Annotated in this window: 18 protein-coding genes; 8 read left to right on the top strand and 10 right to left on the bottom strand. The window is 28.5% G+C overall.

Annotation, left to right across the window (positions count from 1 at the left end; genetic code table 11):
- Positions 1-189: 189 nt before the first annotated feature.
- The 3 genes from ACTG48_RS05070 to ACTG48_RS05060 all read right to left on the bottom strand — a co-directional run bounded on the left by ACTG48_RS05070 (position 190) and on the right by ACTG48_RS05060 (position 3,468).
- Entirely contained in the window at positions 190-1,233 is a 1,044-nt protein-coding gene (locus ACTG48_RS05070) for an SPFH domain-containing protein (RefSeq protein ID WP_021383684.1), read from the bottom strand.
- 20 nt (positions 1,234-1,253) lie between these two features.
- Positions 1,254-1,700, bottom strand: a complete 447-nt coding sequence (locus ACTG48_RS05065) for an NfeD family protein (protein ID WP_479918293.1) — start codon at positions 1,698-1,700, stop codon at positions 1,254-1,256.
- Positions 1,701-1,881: 181 nt separating this feature from the next.
- Positions 1,882-3,468 carry an NAD(P)H-hydrate dehydratase gene (locus ACTG48_RS05060; RefSeq protein ID WP_479918292.1) on the bottom strand — a complete coding sequence of 529 codons (1,587 nt, stop codon included), beginning with the start codon at positions 3,466-3,468 and terminating at the stop codon, positions 1,882-1,884.
- A gap of 801 nt (positions 3,469-4,269) precedes the next feature.
- Between ACTG48_RS05060 and ACTG48_RS05055 the strand changes: the two genes are divergently transcribed.
- From ACTG48_RS05055 to ACTG48_RS05025, 7 genes are all read left to right on the top strand, one after another.
- Positions 4,270-5,172: an ABC transporter permease gene (locus tag ACTG48_RS05055; protein WP_479918291.1), complete on the top strand. Its 903-nt coding sequence runs from the start codon at positions 4,270-4,272 to the stop codon at positions 5,170-5,172.
- A complete protein-coding gene (locus ACTG48_RS05050; protein WP_021383681.1) occupies positions 5,159-5,914 on the top strand; it encodes an ABC transporter ATP-binding protein in 756 nt (251 codons plus the stop codon). The genes ACTG48_RS05055 and ACTG48_RS05050 overlap by 14 nt, the downstream gene beginning before the upstream one ends.
- Positions 5,915-6,011: 97 nt before the next feature.
- Positions 6,012-7,049 carry an ABC transporter substrate-binding protein gene (locus ACTG48_RS05045; RefSeq protein WP_479918290.1) on the top strand — a complete coding sequence of 346 codons (1,038 nt, stop codon included), beginning with the start codon at positions 6,012-6,014 and terminating at the stop codon, positions 7,047-7,049.
- 792 nt (positions 7,050-7,841) lie between these two features.
- On the top strand, positions 7,842-8,744 hold the full coding sequence (locus ACTG48_RS05040; protein WP_479918289.1) for an ABC transporter permease: 903 nt from the start codon (positions 7,842-7,844) through the stop codon (positions 8,742-8,744).
- Positions 8,731-9,486: an ABC transporter ATP-binding protein gene (locus tag ACTG48_RS05035; protein WP_021383597.1), complete on the top strand. Its 756-nt coding sequence runs from the start codon at positions 8,731-8,733 to the stop codon at positions 9,484-9,486. The genes ACTG48_RS05040 and ACTG48_RS05035 overlap by 14 nt, the downstream gene beginning before the upstream one ends.
- Before the next feature lie 139 nt (positions 9,487-9,625).
- Positions 9,626-10,648: a CD0873 family tyrosine ABC transporter substrate-binding lipoprotein gene (locus ACTG48_RS05030; RefSeq protein WP_479918288.1), complete on the top strand. Its 1,023-nt coding sequence runs from the start codon at positions 9,626-9,628 to the stop codon at positions 10,646-10,648.
- A gap of 31 nt (positions 10,649-10,679) precedes the next feature.
- Positions 10,680-11,696 carry an ABC transporter substrate-binding protein gene (locus tag ACTG48_RS05025; protein WP_479918287.1) on the top strand — a complete coding sequence of 339 codons (1,017 nt, stop codon included), beginning with the start codon at positions 10,680-10,682 and terminating at the stop codon, positions 11,694-11,696.
- 211 nt (positions 11,697-11,907) lie between these two features.
- On the opposite strand, the gene ACTG48_RS05020 is transcribed toward ACTG48_RS05025, so the two are convergent.
- The 4 genes from ACTG48_RS05020 to modA form a co-directional block, all read right to left on the bottom strand.
- Complete coding sequence (locus tag ACTG48_RS05020; protein WP_479918286.1) at positions 11,908-12,465, bottom strand: sugar O-acetyltransferase; 558 nt, start codon at positions 12,463-12,465, stop codon at positions 11,908-11,910.
- A 5-nt stretch (positions 12,466-12,470) separates the two neighbouring features.
- A complete protein-coding gene (locus ACTG48_RS05015) occupies positions 12,471-13,547 on the bottom strand; it encodes a sulfate/molybdate ABC transporter ATP-binding protein (protein ID WP_021383641.1) in 1,077 nt (358 codons plus the stop codon).
- The gene (gene modB / locus ACTG48_RS05010) at positions 13,548-14,231 is read right to left on the bottom strand and encodes a molybdate ABC transporter permease subunit (RefSeq protein ID WP_021383675.1); all 684 of its coding nucleotides are present in this window, start codon (positions 14,229-14,231) and stop codon (positions 13,548-13,550) included.
- Between the two features lie 148 nt (positions 14,232-14,379).
- Positions 14,380-15,192, bottom strand: coding sequence for a molybdate ABC transporter substrate-binding protein (gene modA / locus ACTG48_RS05005; protein ID WP_479918285.1), 813 nt, complete (start codon positions 15,190-15,192; stop codon positions 14,380-14,382).
- A gap of 192 nt (positions 15,193-15,384) precedes the next feature.
- Between modA and ACTG48_RS05000 the strand changes: the two genes are divergently transcribed.
- Positions 15,385-16,314 (top strand): substrate-binding domain-containing protein, encoded by a 930-nt coding sequence (locus tag ACTG48_RS05000; RefSeq protein ID WP_479918284.1) that lies wholly within the window; start codon positions 15,385-15,387, stop codon positions 16,312-16,314.
- Positions 16,315-16,478: 164 nt separating this feature from the next.
- Here ACTG48_RS05000 and ACTG48_RS04995 read toward each other — a convergent pair whose 3' ends face one another.
- From ACTG48_RS04995 to ACTG48_RS04985, 3 genes are all read right to left on the bottom strand, one after another.
- Positions 16,479-16,922, bottom strand: coding sequence for a hypothetical protein (locus tag ACTG48_RS04995; protein ID WP_021383644.1), 444 nt, complete (start codon positions 16,920-16,922; stop codon positions 16,479-16,481).
- A gap of 201 nt (positions 16,923-17,123) precedes the next feature.
- Positions 17,124-18,104, bottom strand: coding sequence for an alpha/beta hydrolase (locus tag ACTG48_RS04990; protein ID WP_479918283.1), 981 nt, complete (start codon positions 18,102-18,104; stop codon positions 17,124-17,126).
- 175 nt (positions 18,105-18,279) lie between these two features.
- Positions 18,280-19,134, bottom strand: coding sequence for a protein-ADP-ribose hydrolase (locus ACTG48_RS04985; protein ID WP_021383563.1), 855 nt, complete (start codon positions 19,132-19,134; stop codon positions 18,280-18,282).
- Between the last annotated feature and the right edge of the window lie 133 nt (positions 19,135-19,267).

Raw genomic sequence — 19,267 nt, 5'->3', positions numbered from 1 at the left:
TTATATTAGTAAAGTATAAATTGTATAAAGATTCTGTTAATTTATTTTTATAATACCATTTTTTAAATAAAAACAAAGAAGAAGACTTAAAAAGCTATAAGTCTTCTTCTTTTCAACGTGCATTTTTGTGCTATATTTAATTAATTCGACCTTTAATTTCCATTTCCTTCCTTCGATAACAAAACTCTTTTATTTTTTTAATGACTCATTGTCACCTAGAACTTCTTTTACATCTAATATATCTTTGTTATCATCACTCATAACTTCTTTTATACCTTTAAATGTTCCTAAGAAATTAACTGCTTCTGAAGGTAAAACAAGTTTTGTTGACTTACCTTCAGCCATTTTTTCAAGTGCTTCCATAGATTTTAATGCTAAAATATTATTATCAATATCAGACTCTTTCATTGCTGAAAATACTAGTTTTAAACCTTCTGCTGTTGCCATTTGAGTTCTCTTTATCATTTCAGCTTCACCTTGTGCCTTAGCAATAGCTGTCTGTCTTATAGCTTCAGCTTCACCTTCTGCAACCAATATAGCAGATTCTTTTTCACCTTCTGCTACACGTACCATAGCTTCTTTTCTAGCCTCTGCTGTTAATATTGCAGATTGTTTTTCTCCTTCTGCTTGTAATATTGCAGCTGATTTATTACCTTCTGCTTGAAGTATTGCTTCTCTTCTTTCTCTTTCTGCTCTCATTTGTTTTTCCATAGCAACTTGAATATCATGAGGAGGCATTATATTTTTTAACTCTACTCTGTTTACTTTTATTCCCCATTTATCTGTTGCTTCATCTAGGATAGTTCTCATTTTTACATTTATTATATCTCTTGATGTTAATGTTTCATCTAAGTCAAGTTCACCAATTATATTTCTTAATGTTGTAGCTGTTAAGTTTTCAATAGCAGCTATTGGATTTGCTATCTCAAATACATATCTAACTGGGTCTGTAACTTTATAATACACAACTGTATCAATCTGCATAGTTACATTATCTTTAGTTATAACTGGCTGAGGTGGAAAATCTATTACGATTTCTCTCAAGTCAATTACATATGCCATTTTATCTAGAAATGGTATTAAGAAATGTACACCTGTCTCTGCTACTTTCTGAAACTTACCAAGTCTCATTATTATACCTACTTTAGATTGTTTTATAACTCTTATGCAGGTTAAACTTATTGCTACAACTACTACAATTAATACAATACTTAAAACAATTTTAGTACCCATACTATAAATCCTCCTCTATTCTATTGATTCGTAACACTAGTTGTAGCGTTTACTTTTTTAACAACTAGTTTTACCCCTTCTATTTTCAATACTTCTACTGTGGCATCTTTTTCTATCTTTTCACCATCTATAGAAATAGCCGTCCATGTTTCATGTTCAACTACAACTAGACCTGTGTTATTTGGAGAAATCTCTTCTGTAACAATACCTTTCTTAGACATCATTGCTTGTAAATTAGTATTAGACTTATATCCTTTATCTTTTTTTACAATTTTTTTAGTAGCTACAACCAACATTGCTATAGAGATTACTGCAAATATTAAAATTTGTAATAATATACTGTCTATAAAGCTACTTAAAAATATAAGTATTACCGCTCCTACACTAAACCATATTAGTGTCAAGCTTGGTGTCAACATTTCTGCTATTCCAAATAAGATTGCTACTATCAACCATATTAACTTCATACTATCTACCCTCTTCTCATATGAATTATATAACCCTATATAAATATTATGTTTATACAATGCTTTTAACTCTAAATTTAAACTCTAAATCAATAAAATAAATTAATTTTAAATTAATTTAATAGTATTATATCAACATACTTTGTTAAAGTTGTTACAAAGTAGTATCAAATATAATTTGTTATCCAAGCAAAAACTCCTTCATTGTTAACGAAATGTTACTTATTAAATCTGTGGCATTTATTGTATACATCTTTTTACTTAATTTATCTCCTATATAGCCATGTATATATGCTCCACTAACTGTAGCTTCAAATATATCCATACCTTGACCTATAAATGAAGTAATCATACCAAGCAAACAATCTCCCATCCCACCAGTTGCCATACAGCTATTTCCTGTAGGATTTATATATGTTTTTTTACCATCTGTTATGACAGTTTGATATCCTTTTAAAAGTACAACAACATTATATTTTTGAGCAAATTCTTTTGCTACATCTACTCTATGTTCTCTTATATACCCAATTGAGTCTCCTGTCAACCTGGCCATTTCTCCCAGATGAGGTGTAATCACGAATCTATTTTTCCATTCTAAAAAGCTATAACATCTATCTTTCATAATGTTTAATCCATCAGCATCTAATACAATTGGGCAATTAGAATTTTCTACTATTTTGAGTAATTTATCAAATGTTTGATTATTATCTCCCATTCCCGGACCAAAACCAATTGCATCACTAGAACTCAATAGTTTATCTAATCTTTCTTCTTCAAAATTTGCAGTCATTGCTTCTGTAAGCCTAATAGATGCCTTGTTTTGTACATCTTCTTCACTAATTAACGTTACAAGTCCACTTCCACTCTTAACAGCAGATTCAGTTGCTATAAAACTTGCACCATAAAATCCTTTTGAACCTGCAACTATAGATACTTTTCCAAAATCGCTTTTAAAGCCATGTATATCTCTTCTTCTAATACTATTTTTCACAAAATTCTCATCAGTTATGAACTCATCTTCATGGTATTTTCTTGTAATAAAATCTGGAACGCCGATTTTTTCTACAATTACATCACCTATAAGTGAACTAGTATCATAGTTTAAAAAACCTCTCTTATAAAACTCAAAACTAATTGTCTTATTTGCTTTAATACAAGTTCCTAATACATATCCTTTATCACTATCTATACCAGATGGAATATCTATAGAATATGTATTTTTACTGTTATCATTTACTATATCAATTACTTCTTTAAAAATACCAGTTATATCTCGTTTTAATCCAATCCCAAATATAGCATCTACTACAACATCACTTTTAGATATTGTATTTTTAAATATTGTTAAATTTTTATTTTTTATAATATTTTCTTTCTCAACCTTAATAATTTTATCAACTTCTTTTTCATTTGTATTTCCAGCTTCTTTTTCATTTAAATCATTTTTATTAATATTTATAATATTAATTCCCATATTTAAAAGTATGTTGTAGTTTATTTTAGAACATTCACTTAGTTTTTCAAGATTACCAACTAAAAATACTTCTATATCTTTTCCTTTTGTATTTAAATGTCTTGCTATTCCAAGACCATCTCCGCCATTATTTCCAACACCACATACAACAACATAACTATTATATATATCTATATCCATATTTTTCATTGCAGACATCACAGCGTTTTCCATTAATACAACCATTGGAATTCCCAACTCTTCCACACATGCAGCATCAACATTTTTACTTAAATTAGATGTACCTATCAGCATAAATCATCACTCCTATAAAGTTAAAGACTTCTTAAATATCCACAGATAAATATCTATTGAAGTCTTTTTAATATCATAAATGTCATAATAAAATTACTAAAGCTAAAATTTTAAAGCAATTTAAAATAACAAAAAATTTTGAATTAAAATAATTATTTAATTTTATTATATCACATAATTTGAGTTATTATGTTGGTTTAAAGCCTATTTGAACTAATCATCTAAAGATTTTTTACTTTTTATAATCTTTTATTGCTTATTGATATTTTTTATTTTTATTTAGAAAATAGTAATCAAGAATATTACTATATTCCACACATAAAAATTTTTTTATTTAAATCAAATTTTCTGATAATTTAACAATTTTTCAAAATTTATAGTTGACTTTTATTTTTTACTGTATTAAACTAATTACTATACAAAATAGAAAACAAAATTTTCAAAATTATTAAATTAAAAGGAGAGATAAACATGAAGACTTTATTAAACAAACAAGTACGATTTTTTAATAGCCAATTTAGTTAGGGTTTGTAGCTAAGTTAAGACAAATTGTCATGACATAGATACAAACCCCTTAGGATTATGATTTTTAAGGATTGTATCTGTGTTGGCTATAGTAATTGTTGTTAAAGTTTTTATTTTATCATCATAATATAGAGCCACATGGATTATACTGTGTGGCTCATTCGTGTTTTTGCCATACAGTTATATGTACTGTGTGGTTTTTTTATACCAAAATTCAATTTTAAAATTAAATTTAAAAAATTATTTAAAAATATTTTTCAAAGGGGTGTTTTATTTATGTCAGGTATTATATCTGTAATGACGCAAAGTTTAATTTTATCAATCATGGCACTGGGGGTTTATATAACTTACAAAATCTTAGATTTTCCAGATATGTCTGCCGATGGTAGCTACACAATGGGTGCTTCTATCGTAGCATTTTCTCTTACTAATGGTATTTCCCCTGTAGTGGCAACACTAATGGCTATATTATGTGGTTGCACTGCTGGTCTTGTTACTGGAATTCTTCACATTAAGTTTAAGATTTCTAACTTGCTTTCTGGTATTTTAGTTATGGGGATGCTATACTCTATCAATTTAAGAATAATGGGAAAATCAAATATCCCTCTATTTAGTTTCAAGCACTTATTCAATGGAGAAGTATCTCCTATAGTTTTAGCCTTAGTATTCGTTTTTATCTGTAAAGTCTTCTTAGACTTATTCTTAAAGACAGGTCTTGGATACACTTTAAAAGGTGTTGGTGATAACTCTCAAATGATTAAATCTTTGGGTATAAATATCGGTTCTATAAAGATACTAGGACTTATGATTTCAAATGGACTTATAGCTTTATCTGGTAGCCTTATGGCTCAGTTCTTAGGATTCTCAGATGTAAATATGGGTATAGGAACTTTAGTTCTTGGAATTGCATCTATCATAATTGGTATTACTTTATTTAAGAAATTCACTTTTATTAAAGATACTACTGCAATAATCGTTGGCTCTTTTATATACCAATTCACTATATACTTTGCAATGAGTTTAGGAATGTTATCAACCGACTTAAAACTAATAACTGCTATAGTTATAATAGCTTTCTTAGCTACTGGTAACTTAAATATTTCACTAAAAAAAAACAACCACAAAACTAGTACCAAAAATAAATCCGAAAAAAGAGGTGTTATAGATGTTACAAATTAAAAATCTTTCAAAAAGTTTCCCTAATCCATACGGTCAACCTAATACTATATTTGAGAATTTATCAATTGATATAGAAGATGGTGAATTTGTAAGTATCATAGGCAGTAATGGAACTGGTAAATCTACTTTATTAAATATAATATCTGGGCTTATAAAAGAATCTTCTGGTGAAATTACTTTAGACAATAATACTATAACAAATTTAGCCGAATACAAAAGGACTCAGATAGTAAGTAGAGTTTTTCAAGACCCAAGCCTTGGAACTTGTCCTTCTATGACAGTTAGAGAAAACTTATCTTTAGCTCTTAATAAAGGGAAATTATTGAACCTAAAAAGATGTCTTCGTCATAAAACGAATGACTTAGAACATTTACTTGAAGGAATTTCTTTAGACTTAAAAAAATACTTAGATATAAAAGTACAATATCTTTCAGGAGGTCAAAGACAATCACTATCATTAATTATGTCTAGTTTATCAAGTCCTAAAGTTCTCTTGCTAGATGAGCATACAGCAGCACTTGACCCTAAAACATCAAATGAAGTTATTGGGTTAACAGACAAAATAGTAAGAGAAAAAAATATAACTACACTTATGGTTACTCACAACTTAAAACATGCTCTTCAATATGGTGATAGGTTGATAATGCTTCATAAAGGTGAAGTTGTCTTAGATGTAAGAGATAAGGAAAAAGAACAATTAACAGTTGAAGAAATCTTAGAAAAATTCGAATATGCAGTTTAAGAAATAAGAAACTTAGTCTTAAGCAAGTATACTTATAATCTTTTATATGAATATATGAACAAATATAATTATTTAAATTTTGAGGGAGGAAAATAAAATGATAAAAAGTAAAAAAATATTAAGTTTAATTATAGCAGGAGTACTTGGTGTATCAATGCTTACTGGATGTTCTCAAAATGGTGACTCTAGTGCCTCTAATGAAAAGAGCAAAACAGATAGCAATAAACAAAAAAATATAGGTATCACTCAATTAGTAGAACATCCATCTCTAGATAAGGCAAAGAAAGGATTCATAAAAGCACTTGAAGACAAAGGCTATAAGGATGGAGATAATATAAAAATAGACTTCCAAAATGCACAAAATGATATGCCTACTACACAAAGTATTGCAAGTAAATTCGTATCTGATAAAAAAGATTTGATATACGCTATATCTACTCCATCTGCTCAAGCAGCTTATAATGCTACTAAAGATATACCTATAATCATGACTGCTGTTACAGACCCTGTAGAAGCTGGGCTTGTTAAATCTATTGAAAAACCAGGTGGAAATGTTTCTGGTACATCAGACTATCTTTCAATTGATAAAACATTGGAATTAGTTAAAACACTAGCTCCAAAAGCAAAAAAAATAGGTGTTATATACAATACTAGTGAAGTTAATTCAAAAACTCAAGTTGATTCTCTACATGATTATGCTAAGAAAAATAATTATGAAGTTGTCGAAAAAGGAATTAGCTCTTCAAGTGAAGTCAATCAAGCTATTTCTAGCCTAGTTGGCAAGATAGATGTTTTATATGTTCCTACTGACAATTTAATAGTTTCTTCTATGCCAATAGTTTCTAAAGTTGCTAATGAAAACAAAATTCCTATAATAGCTTCTGAAGAAGGCTCTGTATCTTCTGGTGCTTTAGCTTGTTGTGGAATAGACTATGAAAAGCTAGGCTACAAAGCTGGAGAACTTGCTATTGAAGTGTTAGAAGGAAAATCTGTTGGTGATATACCAGTTACTATGTTAGATGAAACTGAAATAATAATTAATGAAGATACACTAAAAGCACTTGACATGCAAAAGTTATCAGCAGATAATATAAAGTATATAAAGTCAGATGAAAATACAAAATCTGCAGAATAACACTTATTAATTTCAACAAAGTAGGTAATATGAAAACTTTATATAATAAGTACTCTTATCCACCCTAACCCTTTGAAAATTGTGCTTATTTTAGCAATTTAAGTATTGCATATAAAGTTATTCATTTTCCATAAAAGTCGTCTATATTGACGACTGATTATGAAAGTTACATAACTTTCTAATCACAACTTGAGCTGTCCAAAAGAATTTTAATATTCTTTAGACAGCTTTTTTTTATAAAATTGTATGGATGTATATACATATAGACTCTATGCTTAGTAAATATTTTCACAAATTTTCCACATTAATCCAAAGCTAGGATAACGTTTCTTTCAATTACTACATTAATTTAAAAGTTATCTAAGCATACATTATTTAGTATTTTAATTAAATTTAGCAGTTGACTTTTATTATTGTATAATTTATAATTTATAACAAGTCGAGAATACATATAATTTTCTGACTAATTAAAATATTAAAAGGGAGAGATAATTATGAATACTTTATTAAACAATAAAAAATATTATTATTATAGCCACTATTTTTAGGGTTTGTACCTACGTTTTAACATAGATACAGGCCCCTTAAGACTATTAACATTTTGGGATTGTATCTATGTTGGCTATATTGTTTATAGAGTTTTCATTTAACTATATAAGAGCCACATAGATTAAACTATGTGGCTTATTCGTGTTTTTCACCACATAGTTTTGTATACTATGTGGTTTTTTTATACACAAAATTAGCAAATAATTAAAATTATAAAAATATTTTCAAAGGAGTGTTTTATTTATGTCAGGTATTATATCTGTAATGGCGCAAAGTTTAATTTTATCGATTATGGCACTGGGGGTTTATATAACTTACAAAATCTTAGATTTTCCAGATATGTCTGCTGATGGTAGCTACACAATGGGTGCTTCTATCGTAGCATTTTCTCTTACTAATGGTATTTCCCCTGTAGTGGCAACACTAATGGCTATCTTATGCGGTTGCACTGCTGGTCTTGTTACTGGAATTCTTCACATTAAGTTTAAGATTTCTAATTTGCTTTCTGGTATTTTGGTTATGGGGATGCTATACTCTATCAATTTAAGAATAATGGGAAAATCAAATATCCCTCTATTTAGTTTCAAGCACTTATTCAATGGAGAAGTATCGCCTATAGTTTTAGCCTTGGTGTTTGTATTTATCTGTAAAGTCTTCTTAGACTTATTCTTAAAGACAGGTCTTGGATACACTTTAAAAGGTGTTGGCGATAACTCTCAAATGATTAAATCTTTGGGTATAAATATCGGCTCTATAAAGATACTAGGACTTATGATTTCAAATGGACTTATAGCTTTATCTGGTAGCCTTATGGCTCAGTTCTTAGGATTCTCAGATGTAAATATGGGTATAGGAACTTTAGTTCTTGGAATTGCATCTATCATAATTGGTATTACATTATTTAAGAAATTCACTTTTATTAAAGATACTACTGCAATAATCGTTGGCTCTTTTATATACCAATTCACTATATACTTTGCAATGAGTTTAGGAATGTTATCAACCGACTTAAAACTGATAACTGCTATAGTTATAATAGCTTTCTTAGCTACTGGTAACTTAAATATTTCACTAAAAAAAAACAACCACAAAGCTAGTACCAAAAATAAATCCGAAAAAAGAGGTGTTATAGATGTTACAAATTAAAAATCTTTCAAAAAGTTTCCCTAATCCATACGGTCAACCTAATACTATATTTGAGAATTTATCAATTGATATAGAAGATGGCGAATTTGTAAGTATAATAGGCAGTAATGGAACTGGTAAATCTACTTTACTAAACATAATATCTGGACTTATAAAAGAATCTTCTGGGCAAGTATTATTAAATAAACATAATTTATCTAACTTAGCTGAACATAGAAGAACTCAAATAGTAAGTAGGGTTTTCCAAGACCCAAGTCTAGGAACTTGTCCTTCTATGACAGTTAGAGAAAACCTCTCTCTAGCTCTTAATAAGGGAAAATTATTAAACTTAAGAAAATGTCTTCGTTACAAAAGAGATTTCTTAGAAAACTTATTAGAAGGAGTATCTCTTGATTTAAAAAAATATCTTGATGTTCAAGTACAGTTTTTATCAGGAGGTCAAAGACAATCACTATCACTAATTATGTCATGCTTGACAAATCCTTCTGTCTTATTACTTGATGAACATACAGCAGCACTTGACCCTAAAACATCAAATGAAGTTATTGAGTTGACTAATAAAATTGTAAGAGAAAAAAATATAACTACACTTATGGTTACTCACAACTTAAAACACGCTCTTCAATATGGTGATAGGCTAATAATGCTTCATAAAGGTGAAGTTGTCTTAGATGTAAAGGGTAAAGAAAAAGAGCAATTAACAGTTGAAGAAATCTTAGAAAAATTTGAATATGCAGTTTAAAATATATCTATTATACTAATTTAAGTTTAGTTTATTTCTAAAAATAAACTAAAAAATATAATAATTATGCTAATTTTACAACAATTCATATGAATATATGAACATATATAACAACAAAATTCTTGAGGGGGATATAAAAATGATTAATAAAAAAAGATTGGCAAGTTTAGTTTTAGCTGGTGCACTTAGTGTATCTATGCTTACAGGATGTTCACAAGGTGGAGATTCTGGTAATTCAAAACAAGAAAGTACTTCTAAAAATAAAGAAGTTAAAAAAATTGGAATAACTCAATTGGTTGAACATCCAGCATTAGATGCTACCAAAGCAGGATTTGTAAAAGCATTAGAAAAGAATGGATTTAAAGATGGAGAAAATATTGATATAGACTTCCAAAATGCTCAAAATGATATGCCCACTACACAAAGTATTGCAAGTAAATTTGCATCTGACAAGAAAGATTTAATATTTGCTATATCTACTCCATCAGCTCAGGCAGCTTTCAATGCTACTAAAGATATACCTATACTTATGACTGCTGTAAGCGACCCTGTTGCTGCTGGATTAGTTAAAACACTTGAAAAACCAGGTGGAAATGTATCTGGGACATCAGATTTTGTTTCTGTAGACAAAGGCTTAGAACTTCTTAAAATATTTGCTCCTAATGCAAAAACTATAGGAGTTATGTACAATACTAGTGAGGTTAATTCAAAAGTTCAAGTAGATGCCTTAAAAGAATATGCATCTAAAAATGGTTTTAAAGTTGTTGAAAAGGGTGTAACTACTTCAAATGAAGTCAACCAAGGAATTTCTAGTTTAGTTGGTAAAATAGATGTCTTATATGTTCCTACAGATAACTTAGTAGCTTCTTCTATGCCTATAGTTTCTAAAATAGCTACTGAAAATAAAATTCCTGTTATAGCTGCTGAATCTGGACCAGTCGAAAAAGGTGCTCTTGCTTGTCAAGGTATCAACTATGAAAAATTAGGTTACAAAACAGGTGAAATGGCTGTTAAAATTTTAAATGGAGAATCTGTTTCTGATATGCCTGTAGCTACATTGGATGATACGGATATCATAGTTAATGAAGATATATTAAAAGCTTTAGGCATGGAAAAACCTTCTAATGATAATATTTCTTATGTAAAAACTAAGCAAGAATAGATATAATAGATTTTTTGAGGGAGTGGTCAAAATGAAACGAAGTAAACTAATAAATCTAACTTTGATTGGTGTTCTTAGTATATCTACCATTACAGGTTGCTCTAAGAATAATGAAGGTGATTCAGATGAATCATCCAGCAAAAACAATGATATAAAAAAAATTGGTATTACACAATTAGTTGAACACCAAGCTTTAGATGCATCCAAAGAAGGCTTTGTTAAAGCTTTAGAAGATAATGGATTTAAGGATGGTAAAAATATAGAAATAGATTACCAAAATGCACAAAATGATATGCCTACTACACAGACTATAGCAAGTAAATTCGTCTCTGATAAAAAAGACTTGATATTTGCTATATCTACACCATCTGCTCAAGCTGCATATAATGCAACTAAAGATATACCTATACTTATCACTGCTGTAACTGACCCTGTTTCTGCTGGGTTTGCAGATTCTTTAGATAAGCCAGGTAAAAATGTTTCGGGAACTTCTAACTTTACACCAATTGAAAAAAGTATGGAAGCTCTTGATGTACTCGTTCCAAAGGCGAAAACTATAGGTGTCATATATAATACTAGTGAAGTAAATTCTAAAGTTCAAGTTGATAATCTAAAAAAATATGCTGATAAAAAAGGACTTAAGATTGTTGAAAAGGGAATTAGTTCTTCTAGTGAAATAAATCAAGCAGCTTCTAGTTTAATGGGAAATGTTGATGTTATTTATGCTCCTACAGACAATTTACTTGCTTCTTCCATGCCTATAGTATCTCAACTTGCTACTAAAAATAAAGTCCCTATAATAGCAGCAGAGGAAGGAATGGTAAAAGGAGGAGCGTTGGCTTGCCAAGGTATAAATTACGAAAAATTGGGATATAAAACTGGTGAGATGGCTGTTAAAGTGCTAAAAGGAGAATCTAAAGTTTCAGATATGCCTATAACAAGTTTAGATGAAACTAATTTAATTATTAATGAAGATACATTAAAAGCACTTTCTATAGATAAACCTTCTGACAATAATATAGTTTACGTTAAGACTGAAAATAAATAATTTGACTACTCTAGTTTGAACGATATAAAATTAAATATATTTTCTCTATAATTACTATGCCTGTTTCTATAAGTTTTTTAAACCAAGAAACAGGCATATATTTTTACTTTAATATATTTTCTATTTAAAATTATGTGTAAACACTCTTAATTTATTTTTATAAGCTTTCTTTTTATAGACTTCATTTTTACAAGATTTATATAATCAATATTTATTCCTCTATTTTCTTTATTACTCTGCATGGATTTCCAACAGCCACAGTATCTGATGGAATATCTTTTGTCACTACACTTCCTGCACCTATTACTACATTATCACCTATAGTAATACCTGGAGTTATGATTACTCCACCACCTATCCATACATTATTACCTATTTTCACAGGAGAACCATACTCTATACCAGAATTTCTAAGTTGTGCATCCATTGGATGATAGGCTGTATAGATTTGAACATTTGGTGCTAGCATTACATTATCACCGATTTCTATTTTACATACATCTAAGAATATACAATCATAATTTGCAAAAAAATTTTCACCTACATGGATGTTATATCCATAATCACATCTTATATTTTGTTCTACATTTATTTTACTACCTACTGAACCAAATAGTTCGCTTAGAATTTCTTCTCTTTTCTCATATTCATCCTCTAAAGTGTTATTAAATAGTCTAGTTAATCTTTTACATTTCTCTCTTTCTTTTACTAGAATTTTATCACTTGCATAGTAACCTTTCCCTGACAACATTTTTTCTTTTTCAGTCATATAATTTACTCCTTTTCATTATAATTGTATCTAAAGCAAAATAAATATTCCTGTGGAAAATCTAAATAAATGCTGTCTCCCTTCTTAAATCTCATTTTACTCTTTTCTAATTCTATTTGAATAGGCATACACTGGTTAGATAAATCGTGTTTTCTAACGTATATAGTATATGTAAATGGATTTTCTATAATGTTAATCAATTCAAAACATAGCTTTCCACTTAAATCTTCATTAGAATCCAAGACATTAATATGATGCTCTCTGATTCCCACATATTCTATATTATCACCTATTACTCTATTTAATGTCAACTCACATCCCCAATCTGTAGCATAAACAGTATTTTTATCTATCCTATTTAATTTAGATATATTTTTACATCCTGTTATCTTTGCTTCCATAAGATACTTTGGAGATTCAAACAATTCTTTTTTAGGTCTTTTGGGAAGACCTTCTCCTTTGTTATATACCATAATATCATCACAAACTCTATAAGCTTCCTCAATATCATGAGTAACAAATAATATATCTCCTTTGTAGTCTTTTAGCATATTCATAAGTTCTTTTTCCATGTTACTTCTTAAATGATGGTCTAGTGCTGAAAAAGGCTCATCTAGAAGTAATATATTTGGAGATGTAGCTAATGCTCTAGCTAGTGCCACTCTTTGTTGTTGACCACCAGATAATTGCCAAGGATATCTCCCCTCAAATCCATTTAATTTAAGTATGTCCAGGTATCTTTCTACTATTTCTTTTTTTTCACTCTTACTCAGTTTTAAAAGCCCAAGCTCAATATTTTGGCTTACAGTCATATGTGGAAATAAAGCATAGTTTTGAAATAGAAAGCCGACTTTTCTCTCTTGTGTTGACAAATTTATCTTTTTTTCAGAATCAAACAATACTATATCGTTTAATACAATCTTACCTTTTGTTGGTTTCTCAAGCCCTGCTATACATTTTAATGTCATACTTTTTCCAGAACCAGATTCTCCTAGAAAACCTAAAATTCCTTTTTCTTGTTCAATTTTTACCTTTAATTTAAAAGAGGATAAATCTTTTTCAATATCTACATATAAGCTCAATTATCTACACCTCTTTCCTATAATTTTCTGCTGAAATTCAGACCAATAATTTAATAATAAAATCATCGCTATGGATATTGCTACAATAATCATAACCCACATCATAGCCTTATTCATATCTCCGCCCTCAACTGCAAAAAATATAGCTATTGGCATAGTTTGAGTTTTTCCAGGTATATTTCCAGCTATCATAAGTGTAGCACCAAATTCTCCAAGAGCTCTAGCAAATGACAGCACTAATCCACCAATTATTCCAGGCCATGCTAATGGAACTGCAATCTTAAAAAATATGTTCCATTCATTAAGACCTAACGTCCTAGCAGCTGACAACATATTATTGTCAATCTGCTCAAATGCCGACCTTGAAGTTCTATACATCATAGGAAAAGACACCACTACTGCTGAAATTACAGTTGCTGTCCAACTAAATATCAAGGTCTTATCAAAGTTTAATAAAAACTTACCTACAAACCCATTTTTACCACATAACAATAATAAAAAGAATCCTACAACTGTTGGTGGCAAAATTAATGGAAGTGTAAATACCCCATCTATAAGACCTTTCCATTTACCTCTATAGTTAGCCATAATATATGACACAAATATTCCTATTATAAAAGTTATCACTGTTGACAAAAAAGATGTCTTAAGTGATATCCATAAAGGTGACCAATCTGTTCCCATCTTTCCCTCCTTAATCTTAAATGGAAATAGTGAAATTAATATGTCTATTAATTTCACTATTTCCATTTTATTATAATATACAATTATTTTCAATTTTCATTTATTTATATATAATTTATACTTAAATATACATAACTTATTTGTAAACTTATTCTACTTTTTTGTACCCAAATTCTTCAAAAATCTTTTGACCTGCATCACTTAACAAAAACTCTTCAAATTTCTTAGCAGCATCTACATTTTTACTAGCTTTAATTACTGAAACTGGATATGTAATAGGTGAATGAGTTTTTTCATCTGTTTTTTCAACCACTTTTATCTTATCATTATTAACAGTATCACTAAAGTAAACGAATCCAACATCAGCATTTCCTGATTGCACCCATGCTAGAACTTCTTTTACATCCTTTGCAAATACTAACTTGTCTTTTAATTTATCTTTTAAATCTAAATTAGTTAATACTTCATCTGCATATTTCCCTGCTGGAACACTTTCAGCTTCACCAACAGCAATTTTCTTTACTTTATCCGATGTCAAATCTTTCATACTAGACACATCACTATCAGTAGAAGAAATAAGAACTAAATCATTTTTTACTAAGTCTTTCATAGTATCAGAAACCAGTAGCTTTTCTTCATCCAAAGCTTTCATTTGTTTTTGACCTGCTGAAATGAATAAATCACATGGTGCTCCTTGTTCTATCTGTTGTTGTAATGAACCTGATGCTCCATAATTAACTGTAAGTTTTACATTTGAATCAACTTTTTTGTATTCTTCTTCAAGCTTTGCCATTGCTTCTTTTAAACTTGCAGCAGCCGATATGTTTAACTCTACTGCATCACTACTTTTATTTGTTTTTTCTTGTCTTTCATCATCTTTCTTGCTTTCATTACTATTGCATCCAACTGTCCCCAAAGTTAAACATGCAACTAGCCCTAATATTCCCAATATTTTTTTCATACCAATCTCCCTTTTTGTAAATTTAATACACATTTTAATATGTTTTATCATGTTTTATCATGTTTTGTTACGTATAACTTAATTATATATACCTACTAATAAATTTTCAAGTAAATTATTTATATTACTTTTAAATATTTTCCTACATTTTTCTTTTTTTAATGTTAAAATAACCTTATATGGAGGTGTATTATGGACTCATTATCATCTTTGACGCCTGTTGAGGTAGCTGAATTATTAAAGATAACAAAAAATACTGTATATGAATTAATCAAAAGAGGTGAACTTCCTTCTTATAAAGTAGGAAAAAAAATAAGAGTTGATATTAAAGATGTTGAAGAATATATCAACAGTCAAAAGACTGGTAAAATAAAAGATACACATTTTAACAATAAAAATATGTCTATAAATAATAATTTTAAAGTTATTATTTCTGGTCAAGATGTAATATTAGATATTTTAGCTAGGTCTGTTGAAAAAAAATTAGATGGAGTAAATACATTTCGCTCTTATATAGGTAGTTATAATGCTTTATATGAATTATATAATGGTAGAGTTTCTATAGCATCATCTCATCTATGGGATTTTGAAACAGATGAATATAATAGCACTTTTGTTAAAAAACTATTACCAGGAATCCCATGTGTACTTATAAATTTGGCTTATAGAATGCAAGGTTTTTATGTTGCTAAAGGCAATCCTAAAGAAATAAAAACTTGGGAGGATTTAACTAGACCAAACATAACTCTTGTCAACAGAGAAAAGGGGGCTGGTACTAGGGTTCTACTTGATGGTAAGCTTAGACTTCTAAATTTTAATGGTAACCATATAAAGGGTTATGACAATGAAGAATTATCACATCTTGGAGTTGCAAGTACTGTTTCTCGTGGAATAGCTGATGTTGGTTTAGGGAATGAAAAAGCAGCGTTACAAGTAAATAATATTGACTTTATTCCTCTTCACAAGGAACGTTATGATTTAGTTATTAAAAAAGAAGACTTACAAAATCCAGTCTACCAAACTATAATTAACATAATAAACTTAGCTGAGTTTAAGGCTGAACTTCAAGGTCTTGGTGGATATGATTTAACTGATACAGGTAAAATCATAGCAGAAGTATAGAATTAAAATCGCAATCTATTTTATAAGATTTATAATTTTTTGCAAAATTTATAACTCGAGGACAAAATAAATTGCGATTTTGGTGTATTTTTGAAAATATTCACCTTATTTATTTTAACACCTAATACAAATTTCAATATAGTAAATTTTATAGTACTATTATATTAATAGATATTTACATAATAGTACTTTTCCTTAACATAGATTAACATATGATGTACTCTAACAAGCAACACTCTTCCTTGGTTATATATATGTGGCAATATGTATGAATTTAATACATTATATACAATGTTGCTTTCTTCTTGTATTTTTTCAACTAATAAGCTATTTATAAAGGTATCCTTTTCATTTTCAGTAACTTTACACCAATTTATTTTAACTTTTAAGATATATCTTCCAACTAGGTATATACATTCTACAATAAATAATAAAAATACAATATAATCAGCACCCCCTACCTGATATAAACTCCCCGATACCAACGGTTTAGCAAAGAAATTATAAAAATTTAAAGTATCTCCTGTATAATCAAAAAGTATTAATAGTAATCCTAAAACTCTTAATACCTTCATATTCAACATTTCTTTATTATTTTTGTTTTTCATATATATTACCTCTCTTTTCTTTAGATTTTATTGTAATATAATACTAACTCTTTCATTTGAGGTATAAATGAATTTAATTGGTAGTTATTTTCATTTTTACTAGAAATTAATTCACATTACTAAATATTATTTATATTTAAACATAAAAATAGCTTATCTATTTTTGCTAAATACCAAAATAAATAAGCTATTAATATACAACTAATTTTTATCATTAACAACATTACTATCTATAAATTTAAAGATTTTATTGAAATATACCGTTTTATCATGCTCATATCCATCAACATGACCAACACCTTCTATAAGCCATATCTCTTTTTTATCGTGTTTAACTAAATTATACATTTTTTGGCTGTTTTGATAATCACAGACATTATCATTTGTTCCATGTATAAATAGTATAGGAGCATTAGACTTTTTAACTGCCTCATCTGGTCTTACATCACTGTACCAAAATCCAGATTTGAACTTATTATATAAATCTCCACATGTTATTACATAGTTGACTAATACCTTTGGTATGCGCTTTTCTATTACCCCCATTCTAATCGCTTCTCTCATTTCAGAATAAGGAGAATCCAGTATATAAAAATCAACTTCTCTATTTCTAAGGTTTATCTCTGTATGCATAGCAGCTGTTCCTGCCCCCATAGAAAACCCATGTATTCCTAGTCTTCCCTCTGGAAATTTATTTTTTACAAATTTAACTAAACTATCTAAATCATACCTTTCATAAAGTCCAAATGTATAATTATCGCCTCCACTATTACCAGTATTTCTTTGATTGTAGATTAATACATTATAACCTTTATCTAAGTATCCATATGCTACCTTTAGCATTTCATAGTGACAACTTCCTATTCCATGAACAAGTATAATAGTATCTTTTGTCTTTATATTTGAAGTTATAAAAATACTTTCAAGTTTGTAATTATTAGAACTCTGTATCATTAATTCATCTGTCTTATAGTTTTTTAATTTCTCTAGTGGTTTATCTTTTCTCTCAGAAAATACTTTTATCACATCTTCTTTTTTTATTAGTTGTTCTGAACCAACTGAACTATCATAAACTAATTTACCAAATATATAAGATACAATTAATAGAATTAACAGAAATACAACTGATATAATTATAATCTTACTCCTTAAACTAACATAATTTTTAAAATTATTTTTCATCTTTATTTACCATACAATTTTCCTATATTATATTTTTTAAGTAATAGAATAACTACTTATACTACTCTTATCATTTCTATTATACCTATTAACATACTAAATTTACAAACTTTATTTAATTTTAATAAACTATTATATTATGTAATAAATATTCTTAGAATTTTATTATATAATATTATTTAAATATTCTTCTGTATTTTTCTTCTTCCTCTTCAGTAAAAACATTAAATACAACTTTCAAATTTTTCTCAGGATTTTCTTTTAGCCATAGTCTCACTCTGCTTACAGCAAGATTAGCTGCTTCTTTTTTTGGATAACCAAATACTCCTGTAGAAATTCCACAAAAAACAATGTTTTTTATTTCATCAATTTCTTTTATAGTATTTAGGCATGATTTGTAACAATGAAGTAGTTGTTTTTCCTGTTCTTTGCTTGGCTGACCACCAGATACAATAGGACCAACAGTATGTACTACAAATTTTGAAGGTAGACAATAACCTCTTGTTATTTTAGCGTCTCCAGTATATTCTAAATGGCCTTGTTTTTTTATTATTTTATCACAATCTTCTCTAAGTCTAGGACCTGCACATGAATGTATCTCGTTATCCACACATAAATGCAGAGGTTGTAGACACCCTAATAACTTATTATTTGCAGCATTTACTATTGCATCTGCTTTTAAATTTGTTATATTACCTCTCCATATGGCAATCCCTTCCTCTACTTCTTCTATATCATTTACATCTACTAACTCTCTTTCTTCACATTCAATTAATAATAAATTATGTAACATACTAAGTATTTCTGGAGCAATTTCTTTTGGTGGATATACATTCAAAAGTCCTCTAAGTATATCTCTAGGCTTAATTTCATCATTTGATAAATTGTATATTTTAGAAGGAACTTCTTTTGAAAAATATGCAATTAAAGTGTTTATATTTTTCTTTCTTTGTTCGTCAGTTAGAGGCTTGATACTTTTATCAAAATCCTCAAATAAATTTACATCATCAGCATAATCTCTCCACTTCATAGCCATCTCTCCATTCTCATATTTTAGGATTATAAAATAATTATGTATTATGTACATATTTATTTATTTCTATAAACACTTACATAAATCCTGTTAAAAGTGTAAATTTTTTAATATTATTATATTTAAAGAC

It is taken from the genome of Clostridioides sp. LIBA-6822 (assembly GCF_056688955.1).
This window is presented reverse-complemented; position numbering and strand designations above follow the sequence as displayed.

Excerpts from the sequence above, each read along its gene's own strand:
- ACTG48_RS05070 (WP_021383684.1), bottom strand. The coding sequence starts at position 1,233 with ATGGGTACTAAAATTGTTTTAAGTATTGTATTAATTGTAGTAGTTGTA.
- ACTG48_RS05065 (WP_479918293.1), bottom strand. The coding sequence starts at position 1,700 with ATGAAGTTAATATGGTTGATAGTAGCAATCTTATTTGGAATAGCAGAA.
- ACTG48_RS05060 (WP_479918292.1), bottom strand. The coding sequence starts at position 3,468 with ATGCTGATAGGTACATCTAATTTAAGTAAAAATGTTGATGCTGCATGT.
- ACTG48_RS05055 (WP_479918291.1), top strand. The coding sequence starts at position 4,270 with ATGTCAGGTATTATATCTGTAATGACGCAAAGTTTAATTTTATCAATC.
- ACTG48_RS05050 (WP_021383681.1), top strand. The coding sequence starts at position 5,159 with ATGTTACAAATTAAAAATCTTTCAAAAAGTTTCCCTAATCCATACGGT.
- ACTG48_RS05045 (WP_479918290.1), top strand. The coding sequence starts at position 6,012 with ATGATAAAAAGTAAAAAAATATTAAGTTTAATTATAGCAGGAGTACTT.
- ACTG48_RS05040 (WP_479918289.1), top strand. The coding sequence starts at position 7,842 with ATGTCAGGTATTATATCTGTAATGGCGCAAAGTTTAATTTTATCGATT.
- ACTG48_RS05035 (WP_021383597.1), top strand. The coding sequence starts at position 8,731 with ATGTTACAAATTAAAAATCTTTCAAAAAGTTTCCCTAATCCATACGGT.
- ACTG48_RS05030 (WP_479918288.1), top strand. The coding sequence starts at position 9,626 with ATGATTAATAAAAAAAGATTGGCAAGTTTAGTTTTAGCTGGTGCACTT.
- ACTG48_RS05025 (WP_479918287.1), top strand. The coding sequence starts at position 10,680 with ATGAAACGAAGTAAACTAATAAATCTAACTTTGATTGGTGTTCTTAGT.
- ACTG48_RS05020 (WP_479918286.1), bottom strand. The coding sequence starts at position 12,465 with ATGACTGAAAAAGAAAAAATGTTGTCAGGGAAAGGTTACTATGCAAGT.
- modB (WP_021383675.1), bottom strand. The coding sequence starts at position 14,231 with ATGGGAACAGATTGGTCACCTTTATGGATATCACTTAAGACATCTTTT.
- modA (WP_479918285.1), bottom strand. The coding sequence starts at position 15,192 with ATGAAAAAAATATTGGGAATATTAGGGCTAGTTGCATGTTTAACTTTG.
- ACTG48_RS05000 (WP_479918284.1), top strand. The coding sequence starts at position 15,385 with ATGGACTCATTATCATCTTTGACGCCTGTTGAGGTAGCTGAATTATTA.
- ACTG48_RS04995 (WP_021383644.1), bottom strand. The coding sequence starts at position 16,922 with ATGAAAAACAAAAATAATAAAGAAATGTTGAATATGAAGGTATTAAGA.
- ACTG48_RS04990 (WP_479918283.1), bottom strand. The coding sequence starts at position 18,104 with ATGAAAAATAATTTTAAAAATTATGTTAGTTTAAGGAGTAAGATTATA.
- ACTG48_RS04985 (WP_021383563.1), bottom strand. The coding sequence starts at position 19,134 with ATGAAGTGGAGAGATTATGCTGATGATGTAAATTTATTTGAGGATTTT.